This is a genomic window from Burkholderia alba, from assembly GCF_034721475.1.
In the GTDB taxonomy this organism is placed as follows: domain Bacteria; phylum Pseudomonadota; class Gammaproteobacteria; order Burkholderiales; family Burkholderiaceae; genus Burkholderia; species Burkholderia alba.
On record NZ_JAWJWL010000012.1, the window covers coordinates 18,273 to 41,259 of the forward strand.

Genomic DNA, 22,987 nt, shown 5'->3' on the forward strand with positions numbered 1-22,987 from the left:
CCCCATGTCGAATGTACCTAAAAGCCCCGCACAAAAGCGGGCAGACGCGCCGGGGGGCCATCGCCCGGACGGTGCGCCGGATCCGCGCGCGCCGCAACCCGATCCGGCGGCGCCGGCCGCCGCCGAACGCGCGCGCGCGGCCCGCCGCGAAACCGGGCCGCGCGCCGCCCGTGCGCCGGTCGTCCCGAACCCCGTTCCGCCGATCACGTTTCCCGAAGCTCTGCCGGTATCCGGCAAGCGCGATGAGATCGCGCGCGCGATCGCCGCGCATCAGGTCGTGATCGTCTGCGGCGAAACCGGCTCGGGCAAGACCACGCAACTGCCGAAAATCTGTCTGTCGCTGGGCCGGGGCCTCGGCGCGGGCGGCCGCGGCCTGATCGGCCACACGCAGCCGCGCCGGCTCGCGGCGTCGTCCACCGGGCGGCGCATCGCGGAGGAGCTGGGCACGCCGTTCGGCGAGGTGGTCGGCTACAAGGTGCGCTTCACCGACAATCTGGCACCCGGCGCGTCGGTCAAATTGATGACGGACGGCATCCTGCTCGCCGAAACCCAGACCGATCCGCTCCTGAAGGCGTACGACACGCTGATCATCGACGAGGCGCACGAACGCAGCCTCAACATCGATTTCCTGCTCGGCTACCTGAAGCAGATCCTCCCGCGGCGCCCCGATCTGAAACTGATCGTCACGTCGGCGACGATCGACGCCGACCGCTTCGCGCGCCATTTCGGCAGCGACGAGCGGCCGGCGCCCGTGATCGAGGTGAGCGGCCGGCTGTACCCCGTCGAGGTGCGCTACCGGCCGATCGCGGAGGACCGTCCGGCCGTCAGGAACGCCGAAGGCACCGCGAGCCGCGACCGGGTGAAGAGCGCCCGCGAGTCGGAGCGCGACCTGATGGACGGGATCGTCGACGCGGTCGACGAGTTGTGCCGCGAAGGCCCGGGCGACGTGCTGGTGTTCCTGCCGGGCGAGCGCGAGATCCGCGACGCCGCCGAGGCGCTGCGCAAGCACCATCCGCCGCACACCGAGATCCTGCCGCTGTTCGCTCGGCTGTCGGCGGCGGAGCAGGAGCGCGTGTTCAAGGCGTCGAACGCGCGCCGCATCGTGCTCGCGACCAATGTCGCGGAAACCTCGCTGACCGTGCCCGGCATCCGCTACGTGGTCGATACCGGCCTCGCGCGGGTCAAGCGTTATTCGTACCGGAACAAGGTCGAGCAGCTGCAGATCGAGTCCGTGTCGCAGGCGGCCGCGAATCAGCGCTCGGGGCGCTGCGGGCGGGTCGCCGACGGCATCTGCATCCGACTGTATGAAGAGAGCGACTTCCAGGCGCGGGTGCGCTTCACGGATCCCGAGATCCTGCGCTCGTCGCTCGCGGCGGTGATCCTGCGGATGAAATCGCTGCATCTGACGGCGATCGAATCGTTCCCGTTTCTCGAACCGCCGCCGGGCCGCGCGATCGCGGACGGCTACCAACTGCTGAACGAGCTGGGCGCCGTCGACGACGACAACGCGCTGACGCCGCTCGGCCGCGAGCTGGCGCGGCTGCCGCTCGACCCGCGGGTCGGCCGGATGATCCTTGCCGCGCGCGACCAGCAGGCGCTGCGCGAGGTGCTGATCATCGCGAGCGGGCTGTCGGTGCAGGACCCGCGCGACCGGCCGATCGACGCGCAGGAGCAGGCCGACCAGGCGCACAAGCGCTTCGCCGACGAACGCTCCGAGTTCATCCAGTGGCTCAAGATCTGGGCGTGGTTCGAGGACGCGGTGGCGCACAAGAAGTCGAACCGGCAACTGATCGACGCGTGCCGCGCCAACTTCCTGTCGCACTTGCGGCTGCGCGAGTGGCGCGACGTCCATTCGCAGCTGCTCACGGTGGTGCGCGAGCACGGCTGGCGGCTGAACGACAGCGAGGCGACCTTCGAGCAGATCCATCTGGCGCTGCTGACGGGCCTGCTCGGCAACCTCGGCATGAAGGCCGACGACGAGCCGCACTATCTGGGCGCGCGCGGCATCAAGTTCTTCCTGTGGCCGGGCTCGGCGCTGGTGAAGAAGGCGGGGCGCTGGGTGATGGCGGCCGAGCTGGTCGAAACCAGCCGTCTGTACGCACGTTGCATCGCGAAGATCGAGCCGGAGTGGGTCGAGAAGGTCGGCGCGCACCTGCTGAAGAAATCGCTGTCCGAGCCGCATTGGGAGAAGCGTCCGGCTCAGGTCAGCGCGTTCGAGCGCGCGACGCTGTACGGGCTGACGATCTATCACCGGCGGCGCGTCGCGTTCGGCCGCCAGGATCCGGCGCGCGCGCGCGAGCTGTTCATCCGCGGCGCGCTCGTTGGCGGCGAGTTCGACACGAAGCTGGCGTTTTTCGCGCACAACCGCAAGCTGCTCGCGGACATCGAGCAGCTCGAACACAAGTCGCGCCGGCAGGACGTGCTGGTCGACGACGAACTGATCCACGCGTTCTACGATCAGGCGCTGCCGGACGGCATCCATACCGGCGCGGCGTTCGAGCGGTGGTATCGCGACGAGGTGAAGAAGAGCGGGCAGCCGGAAGACAAGCTGCGGCTCCTGTACCTGTCGCGCGACGACCTGATGCGCCACGAGGCGGCGGGGGTCACGACCGACCTGTTCCCGAAGCGCGCGACGATGGCGGGCGTCGAGATGGCGCTGACCTACCATTTCGAGCCCGGCACGCCGCGCGACGGCGTGACGCTGGCGGTGCCGCTGTTCGCGCTCAACCAGGTCGATGCGCGCCGCGCCGAGTGGCTGGTGCCGGGGATGGTGAAGGAAAAGGTGCAGCTGCTGCTCAAGTCGCTGCCGCAGAAGCTGCGCCGCCATTGCGTGCCGCTGCCCGAATTCGCGGCGGGCTTCGCCGCGCGCACGGCCGGCGCGCGCTTCGGCGCGGGCGGGCTGGTCGAGGCGCTGATCGCCGATGTGCGGGAAGAGACCCAGATCGCGATGAAAACGGCCGATTTCAAGCTGGAAACGCTGCCCGCGCATCTGTTCATGAATTTCAAGGTGATCGATGAGCACGGCCGCCAGCTCGCGATGGGCCGCAATCTGGCGCAGTTGCGCGCGGAGCTGGGCGCGCAGGCGCAACAGCACTTCCAGAAGATCGCGGCGAGCGCGACGCTCGCGCCGGTCGGCGACGCCCCCGGGTTCGACGCGGTGCCCGCCGGCCAGCCCGGCGCGGCCGCCAAGCGCGCCGCGCCGGCGCCGCAGACCGGGCCCGCCGCGGCGGGCGGCGCGGACGGCGGCGGAGCGACCGCGCTCTACGAGAACCTGACGACGTGGAATTTCGGCAAGCTGCCCGAGCTGCTGGAAATCCGCCGCCGCGGCCAGACCCTCTTCGGCTATCCGGCGCTCGTCGATCGCGCCACGCATTGCGACGTCGAGGTGTTCGACTCGCCGGAGGAGGCCGCGAGGATCCACCGCGCGGGGCTGCGGCGGCTGTTCTGGCTGCAATTGAAGGAGCCGATCAAGTTCCTGGAGAAAAACCTGCCGGGCCTGCGCGAGATGGCGATGCAGTACATGGCGCTCGGCACGCAGGAGGCGCTGCGCGACCAGTTGATCGAGACCGCGCTGGACCGCGCGTGCCTGCAGGATCCGCTGCCCGACGACGACGCGAGCTTTCACGCCCGGCGCGACGAGGGGCGCAGCCGCCTGAACCTGCTCGCGCAGGAGATCGCACGGCTGGTCGGCCAGATCCTCGCCGAGTACGCGGGCCTCGCGAAGAAGCTCGCGCAGGCCAAGGCGTTCGGCGCCGTGCACGCGGACATGCAGGCGCAGCTGAACGCGCTCGTCGGCAAGCGCTTCGTGATCGACACGCCTTATCCGCAGCTTGCGCATTTTCCGCGCTACCTGAAGGGGATCGCGCTGCGGATCGACAAGCTGAAGGCCGATCCGGCTCGCGATGCCCGCCAATTCGCCGATCTGCAGCCGCTGGCCCAGCATTATCAGCGGGCGGTGTCGCAGCGCGGCGGCGTGGCCGATGCGCGGCTGGCGGAATTCCGCTGGCTGCTCGAGGAGTTGCGGATTTCACTGTTCGCTCAGGAACTGCGCACGCCGATGCCGGTCTCTGTGAAGCGTCTGCATAAAGTGTGGGAATCGATGCAACGCTGAAGCGCGTACGGACGAAGGCCACCTGTGTCAACCGGCGGCTTTCCCGAACGTTCTACAATAACGGCTGTCCCACGACGTGAGTCTTCATGCGCAATTTCCTCTCCCTCGGCCGCACGCTGGCGCTGGCCGCCGCCGTGCTGGCGCCCGTCGCCGCCCAGGCAAATAACGTCATCGTCCTGAATTCGGCCGAAGCGACCCTGTCCCTCATCGACCAGAACACCCGCCAGGTGATCGGCACCATGCCGACCGGCAAGGAACCGCACCACTTGATGGCCAGTCCCGACAACGCGTCGCTGATCGTCGCGAATTCGGTGTCGAACAGCCTGATGTTCCTCGATCCGAAGACGGGCAAGCTGCAGCGCACCGTCGAGGGGATCGACGATCCCTACCAGCTCGGCTTCTCGCCGGACCGCAAATGGTTCGTGGCGGCCGGTCTGCGGCTCGACCGCGTCGACATCTACAGCTACGACGGCCGCGACGTGAAGCTCGCGAAGCGGGTGCCGCTCGAAGTGATGCCGAGCCACCTCGCGTTCACGAAGGACAGCAAGACGGTGCTGGTGTCGCTGCAGGTCTCGGGCGAACTGGCCGCGATCGATCTGGCGACGCAGACCGTCAAATGGAAGATGAAGGTCGGCAAGGTGCCGGCCGGCCTGTGGATGACGCCCGGCGACAAATACGTGCTGGTGGGTATGACCGGCGCCGATTACGTCGCGGTGGTCGACTGGCGCAACCAGAAGGTCGTGAAAACGATTCCGACCGGCAAGGGCGCGCACAATTTCCGCTCGCTGGCCGACGGCACGCATGTCGCGGTCACGAACCGGGTGGCGAACACGATCAGCATCATCGACGAGAACACGCTGACCAACGTCGGCGACATCACGGGCCTCCTGCCCGGCCCGGACGACATGGAGCTGTCCGCCGACAAGAAGACGCTGTGGGTCACGTTCCGCTTCGCGAAGAAGGTCGGGATCATCGATCTGCCGACCCGCAAGCTGGTGCAGACGATTCCGGTCGGCCGCTCGCCGCACGGCATCTATTTCTTCGACCGCGCGCCGGTGACGGCGCCGAACGGCGCGTGACGCGGACGGGGAGCGCAGCATGTTCCATATGATCCTCGCCGCGCTGGACGGCTTCGTGTCGAACCTGCAGACCTGGCTGTACGTCGACGTGGTGCAGCCGCTGATGTTCCGGTTCGATCTGATGGATTACGACGAGGACACCTACGACGCGCTCTACTGGGTGATCGTCGGCGCGCTGCAGGTGGTCGCGATGTACGCGCTGCTGCGCCCGCTCGAGGCGCTGCGCCCGGTGGAGGCGTGGCGGGACCGCCGGCAGGTGCGGGTCGACGTGCTCTACACGCTGATCGCGAAACTGGGCATCTTCAGCCTGTTCTTCTTCTTCGCGATGCAGCCGCTGTTCGACAATTTCCAGGCATGGCTGCGCCTGCACGGCGTCGCGAACTACAACCTCGACTACCTGTGGCCGGGCGTGACCTCGCAGCCGATCGTGGCGTTCGCGATCTATATCGTCGTGCTCGATTTCGCCGGCTACTGGTATCACCGCTGGCAGCACCGGTTCGGTGTCTGGTGGGAGCTGCACGCCGTGCACCACAGTCAGCGGCAGATGTCGCTGTGGTGCGACGACCGCAACCACCTGCTCGACGACGTGATCCAGGCCTGTTTCTTTGCCGCGATCGCGCTCGTGATCGGCGTGCCGCCGGCGCAATTCGTCGTGCTGACCGCGCTCACGAACTTCGTGCAGAGCATCCAGCATACGAACGCGAAGCTGCCGTTCGGCTGGCTAGGCGAACGCCTCCTCGTGAGCCCGATCTTCCATCGCCGCCATCACGCGGTCGGCTACGGCCACGAAGGCACGAAGTACGGCTGCAATTTCGGCGTGCTGTTTCCGTGGTGGGACATGATGTTCGGCACCGCGTCATGGAATCGCACGCTCGAACCCACCGGCATCCGCGAGCAGATCGAGGGCGTGTCGTACGGCGACGGCTTCTGGGCGCAGCACTGGCTCGCGTTCGCGCGGATCGCGAAGCGTCTCGCGCCGAAAAAATCGACCGTACCGACCTGAGCGGCGGGCGCACAGCCCGCCATGTCCGCCGCGGGCAGCATGCCCGGCGGGCGCATTCCCGATCCTCCGGCGCCCGCGGCAGCATGCGTCGCGGTTGCCTGCGGGGGCGTGCCGGCACAGCGCCCGGCCGGTGCGGCGATACGGCCGGCCGCCGCCGCGCGCACTTTGGCGCGCGTGCGCCGCGTGGTTTATCCTTTCTGCGCTTTCCCCGATTTCCTACTACGAACAGGCCCGCATGAACGACCTGCTGCGCTCATTCGGCCGGGCACTCGCGAGTGCGCTGCACCCGCGGATGCTCTGGCTCACCTTCATGCCGTTCATCGTCGCGGCGCTTTTCTGGGGCGTCGTGCTCTGGTTCTCGTGGCAGCCGCTGATCGACGGCGCCCGCGCGGCGCTCGACGGCTTCGCGCTGACCGCGCTGCTCTACAAGCTGTTCAGCGCGATCGGCGTGCCGCAACTGCACGCGGTGGTCGCGCCGTTCGTCGTCGTTGCGATGGCGATTCCGCTGATCGTGCTGACGGTGCTGCTGCTGATCGCGACCTTGTCGATGCCGGTCGTCGTCGGCCATCTGAGCCGCAAGCAGTTCGCCGCGCTCGAGACGAAGCGGGGCGGCACCTGGTACGGCAGCGTGTTCAATTCGCTGTGGGCGGCGCTCGCGAGCATCGTGCTGTTGATCGTCACCTTGCCGCTGTGGCTGATCCCGCCGTTCTTCGCGCTGCTGCCCCCGGTGATCTGGGGCTGGCTCACCTACCGCGTGATGACCTACGACGCGCTCGCGCAGCATGCGAGTGCCGACGAGCGTCGCGCGCTGATCCGCCGGCATCGCTGGCCGCTGATCGGCATCGGCGTCGCGAGCGGTCTGCTCGGCACCGTACCGACGTTCATCTGGGTGTCGTCGATCTGGATGATGGTGCTGTTTCCGTTCGTCGCCGCGGCGATGATCTGGGTCTACGCGTTCATCCTGGTGTTCTCCGCACTGTGGTTCGGCTTTTACTGTCTGCGCGCGCTGCAGGACCAGCGCGCCGCGGCCGGGCAATCCCTTTCGACCTGACGAGGCGCGCATGGCCATCGGCATCATCATCATCGGCGACGAAATCCTTTCGGGGCGCCGCCGCGACAAGCATCTGGCGAAGGTGATCGAGCTGCTCGGCGCCCGCGGGCTCGCGCTCGACTGGGCCGAATACATCGGCGACGATCCCGCGCGCATCACCGCGACCCTGAAACGCGCGTTCGACGCGGGCGACATCGTGTTCTCGACGGGCGGCATCGGCGCGACGCCGGACGACCATACCCGGCAGTGCGCGGGGGCCGCGCTCGGCGTGCCGCTCGCGCTGCATCCGGAGGCGCGGCAGCTGATCGCGGAGCGGATTCGCGAAATGCACGCCGATCCGGCGCAGCCGGTCGATCTCGAATCGCCGGAGAACCGCCATCGCTTCAATATGGGCGTGTTTCCGCAAGGCGCGTCGATCATTCCGAACGGTTACAACCGGATTCCGGGCTTCTCGGTCGGCGACATCCACTTCGTGCCCGGTTTCCCGGTCATGGCATGGCCGATGATCGAATGGGTGCTCGACACGCGGTACGCGCACCTGCATCACGCGACGCCGCACGCGGAGCGCTCGCTGTATGTGTTCGAGTTGCCGGAATCGACGCTGACGCCGCTGATGGAGCGGATCGAGCGCGATTTTCCGGGGGTGCGCGTGTTCAGCCTGCCGAGCGTCGGCGACGCGGAGCGCGGCGGCATCTATGCGCGCCGCCACATCGATCTCGGCGTGAAGGGCGAGCCGGAGGCCGTCGCGGCCGCCTATGTAAAGCTGCGCGAGGGCGTGCACCTGCTCGGCGGCGACGTGGTCGAGGCCGAGGCGCCGCGCGTCTGACGGCCGGCGCGCGTGCGGCCGTGTCGGGGTACCGGGCCGTCCGTGCCGGGCGGGGCCGAACGATCCGTCATCACGCTGTCATCGCGTGGCCGGACGATGGTGACCCGATAACGGTCGGCGAATCACGCGCCGATCCAGGGCAGCTTGTGATGGCACCAGCCTTCGACCGTCTTCCGATGTCCATGAGCGTCCTTCGCGCCCTCGAACCCTTCGAGCAGGTCGAAGGCCCGGGCGAAGCCGGCCTGCGCGGCGGCCACTGCCGCCAGCTTCGAGCGCGCGGCGCTGCGGCACAGGAACAGGACCGGCGTATCGGCCGCGACGGCGCTCCGCAACTGCGCGATGAAATCCGGATTCGGCACGCCGCCGGGATAGCGGGTCCATTCGATATGCAGATACTGACCGTCGCCGACGAGCGGGCGGCCGACCCAGTCCAGTTCCGCGCGCGTGCGAACGTCGACCAGGCGGGCGCTCGGATCGAGTTGCAGCAGTTCGAAGGACTCGGCGGGCGACAGCGCGCCGGCGTAATGCAGCCGGCTCGCCGTGCGGCGTTGGTCGGCCCGCGCATAAAGTTGTTCGAGCGTGCTCATGGCGGAAAATCTCCTGCGAATCAAAAAAACATTCTAGCGCGTCGCGTGCCGGGCAATGAACCGGCGCCTCCGCCCGGTACGGGAGGGCAACCCGTCGTCACCAAAAAGGTGCAAAATATCGTGTTGGCACCAAAACCGGGATCGAGGGCGTTGCACAACATTGGCGCGCATCGTTATGGTGCATCGTGCGCCGCGCGCGCCCGGCCCGAGGCCCCGAAACTGCGCGGTCTGCCCTTGTCCGGGCGCGGGGCGGCGCGATTCGCGCCGAACTGGCGCATGCATGGCATGGAAGCTGCTATATAAGCTCCAGTCGAATCGGTTGTACGCGGCACAACGAACGCTGCGCCGAGCAGCTCGCTTAACGAGGCGGTCCCAGTCCGCCGGATTTGTTCAATCAGGAGAAGAGGTTATGAGTAAAACCGTCGCCGACGTCATGCAGCTCGTGAAGGACGAGGACGTCAAGTTTGTCGATTTCCGCTTCACGGACACGCGCGGCAAGGAACAGCACGTGTCGGTGCCGGTGTCGGCCTTCGACGAAGACAAGTTCGAGAGCGGCCACGCGTTCGACGGTTCGTCGATCGCCGGCTGGAAGGGGATCGAGGCGTCGGACATGCTGCTCATGCCGGACCCGACGGCCGCCTTCGTCGATCCGTTCTATGAAGAAGCGACGCTGGTGCTGACGTGCGACGTGGTCGAGCCGGCCGACGGCAAGGGCTACGAGCGCGATCCGCGTTCGCTCGCGAAGCGCGCGGAAGCGTACCTGAAGAGCACCGGTATCGGCGACACCGCGTACTTCGGTCCGGAGCCGGAATTCTTCATTTTCGATTCCGTGCAGTGGAATACCGACATGTCGGGCTGCTTCGTGAAGATCAACTCGGAAGAAGCGCCGTGGTCGTCGGGCAAGGAATTCGAAGGCGGCAACACGGGCCATCGTCCGGGCACGAAGGGGGGCTATTTCCCGGTCGCGCCGGTCGACTCGTTCCAGGACATGCGTTCGGAAATGTGCCTGCTGCTCGAACAGCTCGGCATCCCGGTCGAAGTGCACCACCACGAAGTGGCGGGCCAGGGGCAGAACGAAATCGGCACGAAGTTCTCGACGCTCGTGCAGCGCGCCGACTGGACCCAGTGGTCGAAGTACATCATCCATAACGTCGCGCATTCGTACGGCAAGACGGCGACGTTCATGCCGAAGCCGGTCGTCGGCGACAACGGTTCGGGCATGCACGTTCACCAGTCGGTCTGGAAGGACGGCCAGAACCTGTTCGCGGGCAACGGCTACGCGGGCCTGTCGGAGCTGGCGCTGTTCTACATCGGCGGGATCATCAAGCACGCTCGCGCGCTGAACGCGATCACGAACCCGACGACGAACTCGTACAAGCGTCTGGTGCCGCACTTCGAAGCCCCGGTGAAGCTCGCGTACTCGGCGCGCAACCGTTCGGCGTCGATCCGCATTCCGCACGTGTCGAACCCGAAGGGCCGCCGCATCGAAACGCGCTTCCCGGACCCGATGGCGAACCCGTACCTGTGCTTCTCCGCGCTGATGATGGCGGGCCTCGACGGGATCCAGAACAAGATCCACCCGGGCGAAGCCGCGGACAAGAACCTGTACGACCTGCCGCCGGAAGAGGATGCAAAGATCCCGACCGTGTGCGAAGGCCTCGACCGGGCGCTCGAAGCGCTCGACCAGGATCGCGAGTTCCTGACGCGCGGCGGCGTGTTCACGGATGCGATGCTCGATGCGTACCTTGGCCTGAAGGAGCAGGAACTGGCGAAGTTCCGGATGACCACGCATCCGATCGAGTTCGAGATGTACTACTCGCTGTAAGCGGCGATGGCGCTTCGCCACGTCAGCGAGCGAAGCGCCGCGATGCCGGCTGGCTCCCGGGCCGAGGGTGGCTCGGGGGGCACCGGACACTGAAAGGGGACGGCGCCCAGCCGTCCCTTTTTTGTTCGTCGGTTTTGATAATCTTTGACGCGGCATCCACGCAAGATGGTTCTGAAGAATCTGATCAAGGCCAGGGCCGGCCAGCCGGAGCGCCTGTCGGACGATGACCGGCTGGTGCGCTCGGGACTCCTCACGGGGCTGGAAGCGCTGCCGACCGTCGTTCTCGTGCTCGACCGCCGCACGCTGCGGATCGCGTTCGCGAATCCGTCGGCGGAGGCGATGCTCGATATTTCGCGCCGCCAGCTTGCGCAGATGCCGTGGGGCGAGATTTTCCCGAATTCGAACGAACTGGCGACCACGATCACGGCGATCGGCGAAGAGCGCTTTCACGCGACGCATCTCGACACCGTGCTGGACCGCCCGGGCCGCGAACCGCTGCACGTGCATGCGATCGTCGGCTTCCTTGAGGGCGCGCAGGACTACGTGCTCGTCGAGCTGTTCGAGAACGAACGGCAGTCGCGCACCGACCGCGAGGAACGGATCCACGACCTGACGGCCGTCAACAAGCAACTGATCCGCAATCTCGCGCACGAAATCAAGAATCCGCTCGGCGGCATCCGCGGCGCGGCGCAACTGCTCGAATTCGAGCTGAGCGAGCGCGAACGGGGCGAACTGCGCGAGTACACGCAGGTCATCATCAAGGAATCGGACCGGCTGCAGACGCTGGTCGACCGGCTGCTCGAGCCGCACCGCCACCCGCATATCGTCGGCGACGTCAACATTCACGAGGTGTGCGAGCGGGTGCGCGCGGTGATGCTCGCGGAATTTCCGCGCGGGCTCACGATCGAGCGCGACTACGACGTCAGCGTGCCCGATCTGCGCGGCGACAAGGAACAGCTGATCCAGGCGCTGCTGAACATCGTGCGCAATGCGGCGCAAGCGCTGCGCGAGCGGATCGCGCAGGGCGACGCGCGCATCGAGCTGCGCACCCGCATCGCGCGCAAGATCACGATCGCGAAGCGGCTGTACCGGCTGGCGCTGGACCTGCGCATCCTCGACAACGGCCCGGGCATCCCTGAGGACATTCGCGACCGGATCTTCTATCCGCTCGTATCCGGCCGCGAGGACGGCAGCGGTCTCGGCCTCACGCTGGCGCAAACCTTCGTTCAGCAGCACGACGGCATGATCGAAGTGGAAAGCCGGCCCGGCCGCACCGAATTTCAGATTCTGCTGCCGCTCGATCATTGAGCAGCGGCTCAGCCTTTACCCATCCTTCTGACCGACCTATGAAGCCGATCTGGATAGTAGACGACGACCAATCGATTCGCTGGGTGCTCGAAAAGGCCCTCGCGCGCGAAAGTTTCGCGACGAGAAGTTTCGCGAACGTTCGCGAAGCCCTCGGCGCGCTCGACCACGAAACGCCGCAGGTGCTGGTGTCCGATATCCGGATGCCGGGCGGCTCGGGTCTCGAATTGCTGCAGGCGATGCACGAACGGATGCCGGGCCTGCCCGTCATCATCATGACCGCGTTCTCGGACCTGGACAGTGCCGTGGCCGCGTTCCAGGGCGGCGCGTTCGAATACCTGGCGAAGCCGTTCGACGTCGACAAGGCGGTCGAACTGATCCGCCGCGCGGTGGAGGAGAGCCTGCGCGGCGGCGTGCCCGACGACGACAAGCTTGCCGAAGCGCCCGAGATGCTCGGTCAGGCGCCCGCGATGCAGGACATGTTCCGCGCGATCGGGCGGCTGTCGCATTCGGCGGCGACCGTGCTGATCACGGGCGAATCCGGCACCGGCAAGGAACTGGTCGCGCGGGCGCTGCACCGGCACAGCCCGCGCGCGAGCGGACCGTTCATCGCGCTCAATACGGCGGCGATTCCGAAGGACCTGCTCGAATCCGAGCTGTTCGGCCACGAGCGCGGCGCGTTCACGGGCGCGCAGACGACACGGCAGGGCCGCTTCGAGCAGGCCGAGAACGGCACGCTGTTCCTCGACGAAATCGGCGACATGCCGTTCGACCTGCAGACGCGTCTGCTGCGCGTGCTGTCCGACGGGCAGTTCTATCGCGTCGGCGGCCACAATCCGCTGCGCGCGAACGTGCGCGTGATCGCCGCGACGCATCAGAATCTCGAAGCGCGGGTTCGGCAAGGATTGTTCCGCGAGGATCTGTATCACCGCCTCAACGTGATCCGACTGCGCCTGCCCGCATTGCGCGAACGCAGCGAGGACATTCCGCTGTTGACGCGTCATTTCCTGCAGAAGAGCGCGCGCGATCTCGGCGTCGAGCCGAAGCGCGTGTCGGACGACGCGCTCGCATACCTGACGTCGCTACCGTTCCCGGGCAACGTGCGCCAGCTCGAGAATCTCGCGAACTGGCTGACGGTGATGGCGCCGGCGCAAACGGTCGAAATCAAGGATATGCCCCCCGACCTGATGCCCGTGCAGGCGCTTGCCGCCGAAGCGGTATTCGCGTCGTCCGGCGCGACGGCGAACGGGGACGTGTCGATGGCGCCGGGCGGGGGCGTGCCGCTGGCGGGCATCGGCCAGCCCGCCGCCGCGACGGGCGGTGCCACGGTCGGCCATCCGGTGTGGGAGCATGGCCTGCGTACCGAGGTCGCGCGTCTGTTGCGCGAGAATTCGGCCGACGTGATGGACGCGCTGGCTCGCCGGTTCGAGGCCGCGGTGATCCGCGAGGCACTCGACTTCACGCGCGGCCGCAAGGTCGAGGCTGCCGAGCGGCTCGGCATCGGCCGCAACACGATCACGCGCAAGATTCAGGAATTGCATCTCGAATCGTGATCCGCGCGCCCGCGCAGACTCGTGCATTTTTGTACGAGGTCTGCGCGGCGTGCGCCTGTCCGGCGCTCGGCCGGGCATAATCGCCGTTTTCCGCAACGCGATGCCACGATGTCCGCTTCCCCTGTCTGGCCGGATACCCCGGATCCTTTCCTGTTTCTCGAAGCGCTGGAGAGCACCGGCGCGCGCGACTGGGTCGACGCGCAGAACGCGCTGACCCGCGCCGCGTGGCGCGACGGCGATGCCTATCGCGCATTGACCGAACGCCTCGCACGCGCCTATCTGCCGCGCGAGCGGCCGGTGATTCCCGAACGCTGGCGCGACTGGGCCTACGACCTGTGGCAGGACGACCGGCATCCGAAGGGCCTCTGGCGGCGCACGCCGTGGGCAAGCTGGCGGGCCGGCAAGCCGGAGTGGGAGGATCTGCTGGATCTCGATGCGCTCGGCGTCGAGGAAGGCGAGCCGTGGGTGTTCGAGGGCGATGCGATCCTGTACCCCGACGGCGATAGGGCGTTGTTGTCGTTGTCGCCCGGCGGCTCGGACGCGGTGGTCGTGCGCGAGTTCGACCTGACGCGGCGCGAATTCGTCCGCGACGGCTTCGTGATCGACGTGCCCGGCCATCACACGCTCGACTGGATCGACCGCGACACCGTATATGCGAGCTGGGATCGCGGCGATGCGTCGCTCACGCGCTCCGGCTATCCGTACGAAGTGCGGCGCTGGACGCGCGGCACGGCACTCGCGGAGGCGCCCGTGGTGTTTCGCGGCGAATACGACGACATCAGCGCGGGTGCGGGCTTCGACCCGATCGATGGGCGGCACGTCGCATGGCGCAGCGTCGATTTCTTCGATGTGCATACCTATTGGCTGACCGCGGCCGGCGAATGGGCGCGTTACGACGTCCCCGCGCATGTCGGCGTCGGGCACTGGCGCGGCTGGCTCGTATTCGAGCCGCGCCTCGATTGGACGTGCGGCGGGGTCACGCATCCGGGCGGCGCGCTGCTCGCGATCCGCGAGGAGGCGTTCCTCGCCGGCGCACGCGCGTGCTTCACGCTGTTCACGCCGGACGTCGCGACGTCGGCCTGTACGTGGACGGATTCGCGCGGCTATCTGCTCGCCAGCTGGCTTGACGACGTACAGACCCGCACCGAGCTGTGGCAGCCGATCCGGGACGACGGCGGCAACTGGTCCTGGCATTCGCGGCCGTTCGATGGGCCCGCGGGCGCGCAGGTCGGCGTGGAGCCGATCGAATCGTCGCTTAACGACGACGCGTATGTCGACGTCGACACCTATCTGCAGCCGCCCGAGTGCTGGCTGGTCGATCTCGCGAACGACACGCCGTCGACGCGCGTGCTGCTCGACCGACCGCCGGTGCAGTTCGACGCGACGGGGCTCGTGGTGCGGCGCGCGCATGCGCAATCACGCGACGGCACGAGGGTGCCGTATACGCTGATCGGGCCGCGTGACGCGCTCGAAGGCGCGCCGCGTATCGCGCGCCCGTGCTTGCTGTCGGGCTACGGCGGCTTCGCGCTGCCGAATCTGCCGGGATACAGCGACCGGCTCGGCATCGGCTGGCTCGAGCGCGGCGGCGTGGCGGTGTTCGCGCATATTCGCGGCGGTGGCGAGTTCGGTCCGGACTGGCATCTCGACGCGCAGCGCGAGCATCGGCAGCGCGCATTCGACGATTTCATCGCGGTCGCCGAGCAGTTGATCGCCGACGGCGTGACCACCTCGGCGCAACTCGGCATCGAGGGTGCCAGCAACGGCGGGCTGCTGGTCGCCGCCTGCATGGTTCAGCGGCCGGCGCTGTTCGGCGCGGTGCTGTGTCAGGTACCGTTGCTCGACATGCAGCGTTATCACCTGTTGCACGCGGGCGCGTCGTGGCTCGACGAATATGGCGATCCGGACGATCCGCGCGAAGCGGCCGCGCTTGCCGCGTACTCGCCATACCACCGGGTGGCGGCCGGCGTCGCGTATCCGCCGCTGTTGCTCACGACGTCGACGCGCGACGACCGGGTCCATCCGGCGCATGCGCGCAAGATGGCCGCGCGTATGCGGGCACTCGGCCACGACCGGGTCTGGTATTGGGAAAACACGGACGGTGGCCACGGCAGCGCGGACGATCTCGAACTGGCGCAGGCCAATGCGGCCGAGTGGGGCTTTTTGTGGGCGCATCTCGGGCCGGCCGTACCGCGCGGCTAGTGGCCGCGGGTACACCGCTTGCGATGCGCGGACCGGCGGCCGCGCATCGCACGTCACGTCATTCGACGAGTGCGAACACCGGAGTGTGGTCGGACGGCTGCTCCCAGGTGCGCGGCGTGCGATCGACCTCGCAGGCGGTGCAGGTCGCGGCGAGCGCGGGCGACAACAGGATGTGGTCGATCCGCAGCCCCGCATTGCGGCGGAACGCGAACATCCGGTAGTCCCACCACGTGAAGGATTTTTCCGGCTGCTCGAAGCGGCGGAACGCATCGACGAACCCTTGTTCGAGCAGTTGCGCGAAATGCGTGCGCTCCTGCGGCGACACGAGATTCTGGCCTTCCCATTTCGCGGGGTCGTGCACGTCGCGATCTTCGGGGGCGATGTTGTAGTCGCCGAGCAGCGCGAGCTTCGGGAAGCGCTGCAGCTCCGTCTTGAGCCATGCCTGCAGCGCGTCGAGCCATTGCAGCTTGTAGACGAACTTGTCGGAGTCGAGCGCCTGGCCGTTCGGGAAGTAGGCGGAGATGATGCGCACGCCGCCGACCGTTGCGGCGATGACCCGCTGTTGCGGATCGTCGAAGCCGGGGATGTTGCGCACGACGTCCGTGTCGTCGAACGGCAGGCTGTCGCGTGCGACGATGGCGACGCCGTTATAGGTCTTCTGACCCGCGAACCAGCTGCGATAGCCGGCCGCCTCGAGTTCGGCGCGCGGGAATTTCTCGTCGGTCAGCTTGAGTTCCTGCAGGCACAGCACGTCGGTCTGGCTCTGCGCGAGCCAGTCGAGTACATGCTGCTTGCGCACGTTCAGGGAGTTGACGTTCCAGGTGGCAATCTTCACGGAAAATTCTTTGGCTTGTCTGGTAATGGTTTGTGGAAAATACGGATTGCGGTGACCAATCCGGCGGCCTGTCTCGCACGGGGGAGTCGCCCATGCTACTCCCGTGCTTTTCCCGAGATCAATGTGTCGATCGCTTGGCCTTGGCCTGGCCACCTTGCGTTCCGATCTTGACGAACCTCAGGGTACCAGCCACAACCATACGATAAATCGTGGCAGGCGACACGCTGATTTGCATCATCGCCTCGCTGATCCGGTAGCGCTTGGGGCGGACGGTGCTCTCGGCATGGTTTTTTTCAAGGTGCATGAAATTGGCCGTGGCGCGCATTGTATTCATCGTGCCCTCGTGATCATGGGGCATGCGACGCGTCGGCCGATTTCGCGAGCATAGATTGCAAACTCGGTGCGAGGCGTGGGCAGGCGGCCCGGAGTCTCGAGTCGGGCGCGCGGTGCCGTGGCGGTTGGCAGTTGCTAGTTCGTATGCAGCATTGTGCTTCTTTACGTTCGGGTTGATCCGGGTTCGGCTGGCGTAGAGGAGCGTATCAATGAAATCCTCAATCACCGCTGTCGATGTGTGAAGCACGGCCACCAAGGAGGGCAGCGGGCGTATCCGCCGCCGCGCAGCACTCCGGCGACGGTCGTGTTGTTGATGCGGCGGACTAGCCCTAGCGGCCTTCTTCCGTATGTCAGTGCATCCATTCCTTCAATGCAGTTTCCGCGGCCTTGATGGGTATCAAGCCACGGTATACCGGGGTCTCGGCCTGAATCGGTTACAAATAATTCTCGTCCGGTGTAACCGATCATGTGGGTCGCACGAATTAACTTGCGTACCCGCGACGAGCTTTCACAGAGAGGCGAGCCCAACACGGCGCAACAGATCGCGGTGATGCAAGTCCCGAAGACGGTCGTCAGCTTCTCCGCCGGTATCGGGCGATTCTTGAGAAAACTGGTGGCCCGGTTGGACCCGTTCATCACAACTGGCGCGGCGATCTTGGCGATGCCGCAAGTCAATGTAGCCATCGAAAATTCCGGCAAGTTTCATGGTTGCAGAAAGAGGCATGGATCCGGATGGGCCACATTGCGGCTGGGCCCGCAAAGATTCAACCTGTTCGTTGTGGGGACCGACGGTGATCCCCTCGATGACCGGCGCCAGCCCGCGTCGGTGAGGGCGATCGCTGCGGGTTCCGGCGAAATCAATTCGAATCAATGTTTGCGGCCTTCGCTTAAAAGCCTTATACTCTCGTTTCTATGACGCGGGGTGGAGCAGTCTGGCAGCTCGTCGGGCTCATAACCCGAAGGTCACAGGTTCAAATCCTGTCCCCGCAACCAACACCGCGATGCGGCGCACATCTGACCGATGTCTGTCTCGTCCGACAAGAACCCGGCCCCGGCCGGGTTTTTTGTTTTCCGGCGTCGCGCGCGTGCCGTACCTCGCACGATATCGTTGTTGGGCCGGCCATGCGTCACGTAGTCGGGTCTGGGCGATAGATCCGCATCGTCCGCGTCGGACACATGGGAAGGTCCAACGAATGCTTAGCTGATCGAAGCAAATGGGCGAGACCCACTTCGAGCGAGAGACTCGACGCTTGTGGTCTGATACGCGTGTGCTCGCCCAAGCGTGGCGCACCGCGTCGTGCCGCGAAACAAATCGGACGCAGAGATTGACTTAAGTGCTGAATAGCCCTATAATCTTTTTTCTCTGACGCGGGGTGGAGCAGTCTGGCAGCTCGTCGGGCTCATAACCCGAAGGTCACAGGTTCAAATCCTGTCCCCGCAACCAACACCGCGATGCGGCGCACATCTGACCGATGTCTGTCTCGTCCGACAAGAACCCGGCCCCGGCCGGGTTTTTTGTTTTCCGGCGTCGCGCGCGTGCCGTACCTCGCACGATATCGTTGTTGGGCCGGCCATGCGTCACGTAGTCGGGTCTGGGCGATAGATCCGCATCGTCCGCGTCGGACACATGGGAAGGTCCAACGAATGCTTAGCTGATCGAAGCAAATGGGCGAGACCCACTTCGAGCGAGAGACTCGACGCTTGTGGTCTGATACGCGTGTGCTCGCCCAAGCGTGGCGCACCGCGTCGTGCCGCGAAACAAATCGGACGCAGAGATTGACTTAAGTGCTGAATAGCCCTATAATCTTTTTTCTCTGACGCGGGGTGGAGCAGTCTGGCAGCTCGTCGGGCTCATAACCCGAAGGTCACAGGTTCAAATCCTGTCCCCGCAACCAATACCGCGATGCGGTGCCCATCCGACCGATGGGCGTCTCGTCCGACAAAAAACCCGGCTTCGGCCGGGTTTTTTGTTTTCCGGTCCATTCGTTTCGATTTCGTCAACAATCCAGCTTGCCAGTTAGTCGCCTCGTCCCATAGAATTAATGAGAATTATTATCATTACGGGGTGGCGTTGCATTTCGAGCGGCGCCGGGGAGTGCATGGGCGTCATCGACAGTCATCCGCAGCGGGATTTCCGCATGCTCTACAACGATCACCACGGCTGGTTGCGCGGCTGGCTGAGGAAGCGGCTCGGCAATGCGGGCGACGCGGCCGATCTCGCGCACGACACCTATCTGCGCGTACTCGCATCGGGCAGCGCGCCGCAGCCGGAAGACTCCCGCCGGTTTCTCACCCAGATCGCGAACGGTCTGGTCATCGATATGTATCGGCGACGGCGCATCGAAGCCGCCTATCTCGACACCCTCCGTTGGTTGCCTGCGCCCGACGCGCCGTCACCGGAAACGCGCGCGCTCGTGCTCGAAACGCTGTGCGAGATCGACGCGATGCTCGATCGCCTGTCCGCCAATGCGCGTCACGCGCTGCTGATGTGCAAGCTCGAGGGGCTGACGTATCGCGAGATTGCGGTACGCCTCGGCGTATCGTCCTCGTCGGTCGAGAAGTACGTGGCGTCCGCGCTGCGCGCTTGTTATGCGACGTTGTACGGAGAGGCCGCATGAGCGGCCGCCCCGATCCGAGCGGATCGCCGGCACCGATCGCGGACGAGGTTGTCGAGCGCGCGGTCGGCTGGCTCGCGCGCCTCTGGTCCGGCGACGCGACCGACGACGACGCGGCGCGCTGCGCAGCATGGCGGGCGGAGCATCCGGATCACGAACGCGCATGGCGGCGTCTTGGCGGTATCGAGGCGAAACTGCAGAGCGTACCCGCGGCCGCCGCGCAGCACACGCTGCTGCAGGCCCGGCCCAAGCGCGGCGGCACCGCGGCGCCGGCCCGCCGCCGCGCGATGCGCGCGCTCGGCCTCGCGATCACCGTGGGCGGCGCGTGCTATGGCGTGCGCAGCACGCGCGCCTGGCAAACCGCCGCGGCCGACTATGCGACCGCCGTGGGCGAGGTGAAGGAGATCGTCCTCGCCGACGGCACGCGAATATGGCTCGATACGTCGAGCGCGCTCGACGTGCGCTTCAGCGGAGGCGAACGCCGCGTGGCGCTGAGGCGCGGCGCGATCTATGTCGCCACCGCCCATGATGCGCTCGGCCGGCCGTTTCGCGTCGAGACCCGGCAAGGCACGGTGCGGGCGTTGGGCACGCGCTTCGCTGTGCGCGACGCCGGTGCCGGCGCGCGGGTCGACGTACTCGAGGGGGCGGTCGAGATTCGCGCCGCACGTGTTCCGACGCAACTGCGGCGTCTCGCGGCGGGCGAGGCGGTGCGCTTCACCGCCGATACGATCGGGGCGCCCGGGTCCGCCGACGAGCAGGCGTCAGCGTGGACGCGGCACTTGCTGATCGCCGAGCGGATGCCGGTCGACGCATTCGTCGCGACGCTCGCGCGCTATCGGCCGGGCGTGGTGCGTTGCGATCCGGCGCTCGCGCGGGCAAGCGTGTCCGGCGTGTTTTCGCTGGCCGATACCGATCGCGCGCTCGCAAGCCTGCAGGCGGCGCTGCCGGTTTCGGTCGTGTATCGGACGCGTTACTGGGTGACGGTCGCCCCGCGCTGATTCGTTTCGCGGATGCGTGGACGGCCTGCCGGCGGTGCAGTCGCGCGACGGCCGCGATCGCCCGGAACCCGGGTCCGCCGACTTCCGCTTCAGCACATCTCGACAAAAAAATTCCGCCGGCGCTTGAGGGTTTCGGATCTTCGTTCGGAATACACAACGCAACTTCGCAACCTTTCCGAACACAAAGGATTCGTCATGGCGCCGCGCCAGTTCATTCCGTTTGCTTCCCGTTCCGCTCCGTCAACCGCCCGATTCGATGCCCGCGAGCTTGCGGCACGCGCATTGATCCGGCCCGCGATCGTCGCGGCGTTCGCACTGGCCGTGCCGCTGGGCGCGCAGGCGCAGCTCGACGATGCGCCTGCCCGGGTCGAGCCGGACGAACGGCGCGCTTACGCGATCCCGGCCGGGCCGCTCGATGCGGTGCTGAACCGTTTCGCGGCGACGGCGGGGGTCGAACTGGCGCTCGATGCGTCGCTGACGAACGGCTTGACGAGCACGGGCCTGAGCGGCCGGATGAGCGTTGCGCAAGGTTTCGAGCGCCTGCTCGCGCCGCACGGTCTCGAAGCGGTGCGCAACGGCGGCGGCTACGTGCTGCATCGACAAACGCATGCGCAGGGGGCGGCCGTTCCGACGTTGCCGACGATCGTCGTGAACGCGCAAGGCGACGCATTGCCCGACGCCTACGACGGCGGCCAGGTTGCGCGCGGCGGGCGGCTCGGCATGCTCGGCAACACCGACTTCATGGATACGCCGTTCAACATCACGAGCTATACGTCGAAGCTGATCGAGGATCAGCAGGCCAGCACGGTATCCGACGTGCTGGAAAACGATCCGTCGGTGCGCTTCACGACGTCGACCGGCCATATCTACGAGAACTACAGCATTCGCGGTTTCAACGTGAATGCCGACGATCTCGCGTTCAACGGCATGTACGGACTCGCGCCCTACGGCCATTCGCCGACCGAGTTCATCGAGCGCATCGAGGTACTGAAGGGCCCCAACGCGCTGCTCAACGGCATGTCGCCGAGCGGCGGCGTGGGCGGGGCGATCAACCTGGTGCCGAAGCGGGCGGGCGACAAGCCGCTCGCCCGCATCACCGCCGACTACATCTCCGACAGCCAGTTCGGCGTGCAGGCCGATGTCGGCCGGCGCTTCGGCGATCGGAATCAGGTGGGCATCCGGATGAACGGTTCCTATCGCGACGGCCGCACGACGATGGACGGCCAGAACAAGAAGCGGGAGTTCGGATCGCTCGCGTTCGATTTCAAGGGCGAGCGTGCGCGCTTCTCGCTTGATGCGTACACCGATACCGAACGATTCGACGGCGGCAGCCCGTGGATGGCGTCGTTCGCGAGTCGGGTGGCGCCGCCGCCGTCGGCGGGCGCCAACCTGCTGCGCGGCGCATGGGGCAAGGTGTTCAACCAGGCGGTGGTCGCGCGGGCCGAAGCCGACGTTACCGACCGGCTGACCGTGTACGCCGGCATCGGCAGTCTCACCTATCGCTACGCCGGCTTCATCAACGGCACGCGCGCCGGCGCGATCAAGCCCGACGGCAGCTATCGCGCGATGACCTACAACCAGGACGGCTACAACGACACGCTGTCGATGGAGGCCGGCGTGCGCGCCCGCTTCCGGACCGGACCGGTCAAGCATCAGCTGGTCTTCAGCGCGACGTCGCTGCAGATCGAAGGCGGGACGATCAACAAGACGAGCGCCGCCTACGCGTCGAACATCTACGCGCCGGTCGACCCGCTTCTTGCGCCGTCGCCGGGCAGCGCGCCCAAGACTTCCGAGACGACGCTGTCGGGCGTGGCGCTGGCCGACACGCTGTCGGTGGCGAACGATCGGGTACTGCTGACGGTGGGGCTGCGCAGCCAGCGCGTGCGGGCGAAAACCTACGCGGCCGCGACCGGCAAGCAGACGGCGGACTACAACGAGACCGCGCTGACCCCCGCGGTCGGGCTGGTCTTCAAGCCGTTCGGCCCCGACGTGTCGCTGTATGCGAACTACGTCGAGGGGCTCACCCAAGGCGACACCGTCGGCGACGTCACGGCGAAGAACTACGGGCAGATGTTCGCGCCGTACAAGAGCAAGCAGATCGAGGTCGGCGCGAAGTGGGAGACCGGCGAATTCGCGAACACGCTGAGCCTGTTCCAGATCACGAAGCCGAGCATGCTGCGCGACGTCGCGAGCAACACCTACAACGCGGACGGCGAGCAGCGCAACCGGGGCGTCGAATGGAACGTCTTCGGCCAGGTGGTGCCGCGCGTGCGGGTGCTGGGCGGTGTCGCGTATACGCAGGCGATTCTCACGCATACGGCGGTGCGAGCCTACGACGGCAACACCGCATTCGGCGTGCCGAAATGGACTGCGAACCTGGGGCTCGAATGGGATGCGCCATGGCTCGCCGGATTCACGCTGAGCGGTCGCGCGGTGGCGACCAGCGCGCAGTTCGTCAATTCGTCGAACACGCAGCGGATTCCCGGCTGGACCCGCTTCGACCTCGGCGCGCGTTACGCGACGCGGGTCGCGGGCCGTGGCGTCGTGCTGCGCGGCGGCGTCGAAAATGTCGCGAACCGGACGTTCTGGGCCGGGTCGTTCAACGACGGTTTCGTCACGCAGAACGCGCCGCGCACCTTCAAGGTGTCGGCCAGCATCGATTTCTGA

At 66.7% G+C, this 22,987-nt stretch carries 16 protein-coding genes and 3 tRNA genes; 16 read left to right on the forward strand and 3 right to left on the reverse strand.

Annotated elements, in window-relative coordinates:
* Positions 1–4 precede the first annotated feature (4 nt).
* The 5 genes from hrpA (at position 5) to RZR99_RS15305 (ending at position 8,070) form a co-directional block, all read left to right on the forward strand.
* Positions 5–4,111 (forward strand): ATP-dependent RNA helicase HrpA, encoded by a 4,107-nt coding sequence (hrpA, locus tag RZR99_RS15285; RefSeq protein ID WP_323120623.1) that lies wholly within the window; start codon positions 5–7, stop codon positions 4,109–4,111.
* Between the two features lie 86 nt (positions 4,112–4,197).
* Positions 4,198–5,190 carry a YVTN family beta-propeller repeat protein gene (locus RZR99_RS15290; protein WP_323120624.1) on the forward strand — a complete coding sequence of 331 codons (993 nt, stop codon included), beginning with the start codon at positions 4,198–4,200 and terminating at the stop codon, positions 5,188–5,190.
* 19 nt (positions 5,191–5,209) lie between these two features.
* A complete protein-coding gene (locus tag RZR99_RS15295; protein WP_323120625.1) occupies positions 5,210–6,193 on the forward strand; it encodes a sterol desaturase family protein in 984 nt (327 codons plus the stop codon).
* Between the two features lie 235 nt (positions 6,194–6,428).
* The gene (locus tag RZR99_RS15300) at positions 6,429–7,244 is read left to right on the forward strand and encodes an EI24 domain-containing protein (RefSeq protein ID WP_323120626.1); all 816 of its coding nucleotides are present in this window, start codon (positions 6,429–6,431) and stop codon (positions 7,242–7,244) included.
* A gap of 10 nt (positions 7,245–7,254) precedes the next feature.
* Positions 7,255–8,070 carry a competence/damage-inducible protein A gene (locus RZR99_RS15305; protein ID WP_323120627.1) on the forward strand — a complete coding sequence of 272 codons (816 nt, stop codon included), beginning with the start codon at positions 7,255–7,257 and terminating at the stop codon, positions 8,068–8,070.
* 122 nt (positions 8,071–8,192) lie between these two features.
* Here RZR99_RS15305 and RZR99_RS15310 read toward each other — a convergent pair whose 3' ends face one another.
* A complete protein-coding gene (locus RZR99_RS15310) occupies positions 8,193–8,657 on the reverse strand; it encodes a rhodanese-like domain-containing protein (RefSeq protein WP_323120628.1) in 465 nt (154 codons plus the stop codon).
* A 409-nt stretch (positions 8,658–9,066) separates the two neighbouring features.
* On the opposite strand from RZR99_RS15310, the gene glnA reads away from it, so the two are divergent.
* The 4 genes from glnA to RZR99_RS15330 all read left to right on the forward strand — a co-directional run bounded on the left by glnA (position 9,067) and on the right by RZR99_RS15330 (position 15,539).
* Complete coding sequence (gene glnA, locus RZR99_RS15315) at positions 9,067–10,482, forward strand: type I glutamate--ammonia ligase (protein ID WP_323120629.1); 1,416 nt, start codon at positions 9,067–9,069, stop codon at positions 10,480–10,482.
* 165 nt (positions 10,483–10,647) lie between these two features.
* Positions 10,648–11,790 (forward strand): nitrogen regulation protein NR(II), encoded by a 1,143-nt coding sequence (glnL, locus tag RZR99_RS15320; RefSeq protein WP_323120630.1) that lies wholly within the window; start codon positions 10,648–10,650, stop codon positions 11,788–11,790.
* A gap of 38 nt (positions 11,791–11,828) precedes the next feature.
* A complete protein-coding gene (gene ntrC / locus RZR99_RS15325) occupies positions 11,829–13,340 on the forward strand; it encodes a nitrogen regulation protein NR(I) (RefSeq protein ID WP_323120631.1) in 1,512 nt (503 codons plus the stop codon).
* Between the two features lie 108 nt (positions 13,341–13,448).
* On the forward strand, positions 13,449–15,539 hold the full coding sequence (locus RZR99_RS15330) for a prolyl oligopeptidase family serine peptidase (protein ID WP_323120632.1): 2,091 nt from the start codon (positions 13,449–13,451) through the stop codon (positions 15,537–15,539).
* A 58-nt stretch (positions 15,540–15,597) separates the two neighbouring features.
* Here RZR99_RS15330 and xth read toward each other — a convergent pair whose 3' ends face one another.
* Positions 15,598–16,374: an exodeoxyribonuclease III gene (gene xth, locus RZR99_RS15335; RefSeq protein WP_323120633.1), complete on the reverse strand. Its 777-nt coding sequence runs from the start codon at positions 16,372–16,374 to the stop codon at positions 15,598–15,600.
* 118 nt (positions 16,375–16,492) lie between these two features.
* Positions 16,493–16,708 carry a hypothetical protein gene (locus RZR99_RS15340; protein ID WP_323120634.1) on the reverse strand — a complete coding sequence of 72 codons (216 nt, stop codon included), beginning with the start codon at positions 16,706–16,708 and terminating at the stop codon, positions 16,493–16,495.
* A 486-nt stretch (positions 16,709–17,194) separates the two neighbouring features.
* Here RZR99_RS15340 and RZR99_RS15345 point away from each other — a divergent pair, with 486 nt between their 5' ends.
* The 7 genes from RZR99_RS15345 to RZR99_RS15375 all read left to right on the forward strand — a co-directional run bounded on the left by RZR99_RS15345 (position 17,195) and on the right by RZR99_RS15375 (position 22,987).
* On the forward strand, positions 17,195–17,623 hold the full coding sequence (locus RZR99_RS15345) for a hypothetical protein (RefSeq protein WP_323120635.1): 429 nt from the start codon (positions 17,195–17,197) through the stop codon (positions 17,621–17,623).
* Positions 17,624–17,700, forward strand: a tRNA-Met gene (locus tag RZR99_RS15350).
* Positions 17,701–18,074: 374 nt separating this feature from the next.
* Positions 18,075–18,151: transfer RNA gene (locus RZR99_RS15355), tRNA-Met, on the forward strand.
* 374 nt (positions 18,152–18,525) lie between these two features.
* A tRNA-Met gene (locus tag RZR99_RS15360) sits at positions 18,526–18,602 on the forward strand.
* A gap of 204 nt (positions 18,603–18,806) precedes the next feature.
* Complete coding sequence (locus tag RZR99_RS15365) at positions 18,807–19,325, forward strand: sigma-70 family RNA polymerase sigma factor (protein WP_323120636.1); 519 nt, start codon at positions 18,807–18,809, stop codon at positions 19,323–19,325.
* Positions 19,322–20,320 (forward strand): FecR domain-containing protein, encoded by a 999-nt coding sequence (locus RZR99_RS15370; protein WP_323120637.1) that lies wholly within the window; start codon positions 19,322–19,324, stop codon positions 20,318–20,320. The genes RZR99_RS15365 and RZR99_RS15370 overlap by 4 nt, the downstream gene beginning before the upstream one ends.
* Before the next feature lie 195 nt (positions 20,321–20,515).
* On the forward strand, positions 20,516–22,987 hold the full coding sequence (locus RZR99_RS15375; protein ID WP_323120638.1) for a TonB-dependent receptor: 2,472 nt from the start codon (positions 20,516–20,518) through the stop codon (positions 22,985–22,987).

What these genes read in the sequence shown, in the direction of transcription:
- hrpA (WP_323120623.1), top strand. Translation starts at nt 5, where the DNA reads ATGTCGAATGTACCTAAAAGCCCCGCACAAAAGCGGGCAGACGCGCCG.
- RZR99_RS15290 (WP_323120624.1), top strand. Translation starts at nt 4,198, where the DNA reads ATGCGCAATTTCCTCTCCCTCGGCCGCACGCTGGCGCTGGCCGCCGCC.
- RZR99_RS15295 (WP_323120625.1), top strand. Translation starts at nt 5,210, where the DNA reads ATGTTCCATATGATCCTCGCCGCGCTGGACGGCTTCGTGTCGAACCTG.
- RZR99_RS15300 (WP_323120626.1), top strand. Translation starts at nt 6,429, where the DNA reads ATGAACGACCTGCTGCGCTCATTCGGCCGGGCACTCGCGAGTGCGCTG.
- RZR99_RS15305 (WP_323120627.1), top strand. Translation starts at nt 7,255, where the DNA reads ATGGCCATCGGCATCATCATCATCGGCGACGAAATCCTTTCGGGGCGC.
- RZR99_RS15310 (WP_323120628.1), bottom strand. Translation starts at nt 8,657, where the DNA reads ATGAGCACGCTCGAACAACTTTATGCGCGGGCCGACCAACGCCGCACG.
- glnA (WP_323120629.1), top strand. Translation starts at nt 9,067, where the DNA reads ATGAGTAAAACCGTCGCCGACGTCATGCAGCTCGTGAAGGACGAGGAC.
- glnL (WP_323120630.1), top strand. Translation starts at nt 10,648, where the DNA reads ATGGTTCTGAAGAATCTGATCAAGGCCAGGGCCGGCCAGCCGGAGCGC.
- ntrC (WP_323120631.1), top strand. Translation starts at nt 11,829, where the DNA reads ATGAAGCCGATCTGGATAGTAGACGACGACCAATCGATTCGCTGGGTG.
- RZR99_RS15330 (WP_323120632.1), top strand. Translation starts at nt 13,449, where the DNA reads ATGTCCGCTTCCCCTGTCTGGCCGGATACCCCGGATCCTTTCCTGTTT.
- RZR99_RS15340 (WP_323120634.1), bottom strand. Translation starts at nt 16,708, where the DNA reads ATGAATACAATGCGCGCCACGGCCAATTTCATGCACCTTGAAAAAAAC.
- RZR99_RS15365 (WP_323120636.1), top strand. Translation starts at nt 18,807, where the DNA reads ATGGGCGTCATCGACAGTCATCCGCAGCGGGATTTCCGCATGCTCTAC.
- RZR99_RS15370 (WP_323120637.1), top strand. Translation starts at nt 19,322, where the DNA reads ATGAGCGGCCGCCCCGATCCGAGCGGATCGCCGGCACCGATCGCGGAC.
- RZR99_RS15375 (WP_323120638.1), top strand. Translation starts at nt 20,516, where the DNA reads ATGGCGCCGCGCCAGTTCATTCCGTTTGCTTCCCGTTCCGCTCCGTCA.